The following is a 3,220-nucleotide window of genomic DNA, read 5'->3' on the forward strand; positions in this document are numbered from 1 at the left end:
ACAGGTACGGGCGTGGTAGCGATGTACCGCTATGCGCTCCGAGAGATTGCCTGTCTCTCCGATGTAGGCGACCGACGACTCTGAGTTGGGGTAGGCGCCCAAGCCCTGCCGGTCCTGTCAACGCGCGAGGCACTTCCACAGTAGGGCACGCCCCAAGGCGGCGCGCGCTCGGCGCGGTGTGGGGGTTAACCGGCGCGCAGCGCCGCACCCCGATGCCCGCGCCGCGGCCCCAGCGACCACGAGGCATGAAGCGTGCCGCCGTCCGCGCCTGGGCGGCAACTTGAGCGCTTCGACGCCCTTGACTGGTATGGCCGACCCCACCCTGCACGCAGCCATGCAACAGGAACAAAACGAGTTACCTGATCAAGACCAGTGGTTGGGGCTGATGGTCGCCACGTGGTCAGGGGCCCCGGGGGGTCTTCCTTCTCGCGTCCGCAGCCGCACCTATCACCAACACGTTGAGGCCGGAGCCGAGGACGGCCGCCGCTGCATGCTCGGGGCCATCCGTCGAGGCCAGCGACGACCGAGGCCTGCAAGCCGAGGTGGCCGCCGTGCTCCCTGAAGGCAATCCTCCGGAAGTCGACGATGACGCCGATTCCGTGCCCAGCTTCAACGACGCCCGCGACCGCTAAGCCCCGCCCCGGGTCACCTGCCTCGCACCCGAGCCCCAGGCGGTCGAGTACGGTGCAAACCGCCCGGCCTGCGCACCACCCGCCCCGCCAAACGAACCCCAGGTGCTGGCGTGCCCAAGTGGGACGCACCACGAAAGGAACGGGCTCCCATGAAGCTGCGCATCAACGAGTTCTGGGTCGCCACCTGTCGCGGCCACCATGACGGCACCAAGGTCACGGTCCCAGTCACCCACGACGACATCCCCCTCGAGCCCTGCAACTGGACGTGCATCTGCGGCGTCACGCGAACGTTCACCACGATGCACGACTGCGACCGCAGCGCCCTGCGGCACGCTTACCCCACGCGTCCGGATCGATTGCAGCAGCAGGCCGCCCTACTGTTCCGGACCCGCTGAGATCAGACGCTCTCCCTGACCCGCGCCAGCCACGCCCCTGGGACAGGTTGAGGACCGGAACGGGGCCGCCGGGGCCACCGACCTCCCAAGCCCCGGCGACGTCAGCGAGGCGCTGTACCCGCCCGCCAACCCGCTAGAGGAGATCACTCGTACTCGTCCCCCGCCCCCCGTCGCTGGATCGGCCGACCCCGCCCGCAGCGTCCCGACCGGCGGCCCGGCGCCTGGAGCAGGTGGTACCGCGCCCGAGCGGAAGCGCCGCCGCGAGGTGCACCAAGTGCCGCGACTACCAGGTCCGCCGCTATCCCGGTCGGCACCGCCATATGACGCTGGCCATGGCCGCCCACGCCTGCCTGACCGTCCTGCGCGCCCGAGCATTGGATGCAGGGAAAGCAGAAACGGAGCCTCCCAGCTCATCTGCCTCAGCCTCCCCGAGTCTTTACAGGCCCATGCACGGCCGTGCAGGAAACCCAGTCAGGGGTGCTTTTCCGCTGGGGCTGAGCCGTGGTGGTGTGCGGAGGCCTGTGCGACCTGCTTGAGTCCCGAGCTCGTGGCAGGATCCCCGACTTTGGCGGGCTGCTCGCGCACGTGGCTCTTGGGGCGGTCGTCGTGGAAGTGGGAGGGAGCCAGCCTGTCGCCGGCACCGTAGCGATGTGACACGGCGCTGGTGGGTCCCGCAGGGGCGCGGCTGGGCCCCGTCACCATGTGGGCCGCACGGTGCGGCGCCGTCTTGCCGGGCGCATCTGCTCGCGTCGACGCGTGCGCTCTTTGCCCGGGGCGCGGCTGGGTCAGCCAGGCGACGGCCGCGCCAGTGAGAGCGACCGGCCATTCCACCACCCCGGTCACACCGAGCACCCCGGCTCCGGTATAGACCGCCATCCGGCGGCCTCTTGGAGAGACCGTTCCGATCCAGTCCAGCGCTCCGTCGGCGATCTTGCTGACCTGCTCGGCTCCGGGCAAGCGGCGGAACCCAGAGGCGACGACTCGCAACGGCTGAGGAAGCTCCGCCCGACTCATCCTGACCTGGTCCATATCGAACTCCCTCCCCCGCAGCTTCAAGGGGACTCATTCCGGCTTCCCTTTGCCAGGGCCCATATGCAGCGGTATGGGCATTTATTACTCCGCTCCGAGGGCACCATGGGGCCTCTCGCTAGAACTCTCACATCTGGTCGTCTGTGACAACCACCGCGTCTGCAACGACCGGCAGTGGCTGCTTCGGATTCCTTGATCATTCGTTGCTGTCGTCCGGCATGGTCGTCGTCATGCTGGTGCTCACGCCCTACCTGTTCCGCCTCCGCGACACGTCGTGGACCATGGGGCGGTCGGCCATCCTCGCCGGCTGCGTCGTGGTATTGGCTCTGCTGGGCCTGGTGGAACACCTCACCGTTCCGGAGCGTCGGCCGACGCCGGTCGGTGAGCCGGATTCCTGACCCGGCCCCGCGGGCAGGGCCAGCTGGATCGCCGGACGAACTAAGGCGTCCCCGCCAGCAAGATAGGCGCGAGGAACATGAGCCCGCCCCGGGAAGCCGGCACCCTGCCAGTGCTGCTGCGAGCCCCGATCTGCGTAGCTGATGGCTGTTCTGGCCCGGCGGAGACCGCCAACGCCGCAGCTGGGCGGGAATGCGCGACGAGAATCAGCCTGTCCAGGTCTTGATCTGTGCGGCGACCTCCCGCACCGGCAGCCCGTCCCGGGCGGACCGGGCCAGCGGGAGAACGGTGTCCAGGCCAGGGCTCACCGGAAGGCCGCACGCCGACAGGTAGGCCGCGGTCACCGTGGCCGCGAACAGAAGGTTCCTCACCTCCAGGCTCGGGTTTCTCGCCAGCTCGCACAGCAGCGCCGCAGCCTTGTGATGGGGCTCGGGATACACCTCGTGATCAAGGACCTCCGCCCGATGACGTGCTTCCGCCGCGACCGGCACGCCGTAATCGACGACCTGAGGATCCCCCGGAATCTGCTGTGCCACTGCCAAGATCCAGCCGAGATCGATGCGGAGATTCACGAAGCGTCCCTCGGCGAGGCCTCCGCCGGCTTGTCCGGGAGGCCGGGATACCGGTCCTCACCGACCTCCGCCTCGAACTCCTCCGTGTACGCAGCCAGGAACGCCGCGGCACCGGCCATGAAGGCGGCGCGTGACTGGTTCACATCAGCCTCGATCAAATCGGCCACGTATCCCTGCAGGCTCAGGCCGCGCCGCT

4 protein-coding genes and 1 pseudogene are annotated in these 3,220 nt (G+C 68.9%); 3 read left to right on the forward strand and 2 right to left on the reverse strand.

The annotated features are described in order from the left end of the window. The first annotated feature begins 781 nt into the window (after positions 1–781). The 3 genes and pseudogenes from AB0N17_RS45740 (at position 782) to AB0N17_RS45750 (ending at position 2,454) form a co-directional block, all read left to right on the forward strand. Positions 782–1,027 carry a hypothetical protein gene (locus AB0N17_RS45740; RefSeq protein WP_366017597.1) on the forward strand — a complete coding sequence of 82 codons (246 nt, stop codon included), beginning with the start codon at positions 782–784 and terminating at the stop codon, positions 1,025–1,027. Between the two features lie 281 nt (positions 1,028–1,308). Then, positions 1,309–1,563, forward strand: a pseudogene (locus tag AB0N17_RS45745) (hypothetical protein); the annotation flags it as partial. A 636-nt stretch (positions 1,564–2,199) separates the two neighbouring features. Next, complete coding sequence (locus AB0N17_RS45750) at positions 2,200–2,454, forward strand: hypothetical protein (RefSeq protein WP_366017598.1); 255 nt, start codon at positions 2,200–2,202, stop codon at positions 2,452–2,454. Between the two features lie 204 nt (positions 2,455–2,658). Here AB0N17_RS45750 and AB0N17_RS45755 read toward each other — a convergent pair whose 3' ends face one another. Next, positions 2,659–3,024, reverse strand: a complete 366-nt coding sequence (locus AB0N17_RS45755) for a hypothetical protein (protein WP_366017599.1) — start codon at positions 3,022–3,024, stop codon at positions 2,659–2,661. Then, a partial coding sequence (locus tag AB0N17_RS45760; RefSeq protein WP_366017600.1) for a hypothetical protein occupies positions 3,021–3,220 on the reverse strand: 200 nt, incomplete at its 5' end. The genes AB0N17_RS45755 and AB0N17_RS45760, both read right to left, overlap by 4 nt.

This window comes from Streptomyces sp. NPDC051133 (assembly GCF_040682635.1).
Classification (GTDB): Bacteria; Actinomycetota; Actinomycetes; order Streptomycetales; family Streptomycetaceae; genus Streptomyces.

Bases quoted from the DNA above. Each gene is read 5' to 3' on its own strand.
- AB0N17_RS45740 (WP_366017597.1), top strand. From the start codon at position 782: ATGAAGCTGCGCATCAACGAGTTCTGGGTCGCCACCTGTCGCGGCCAC.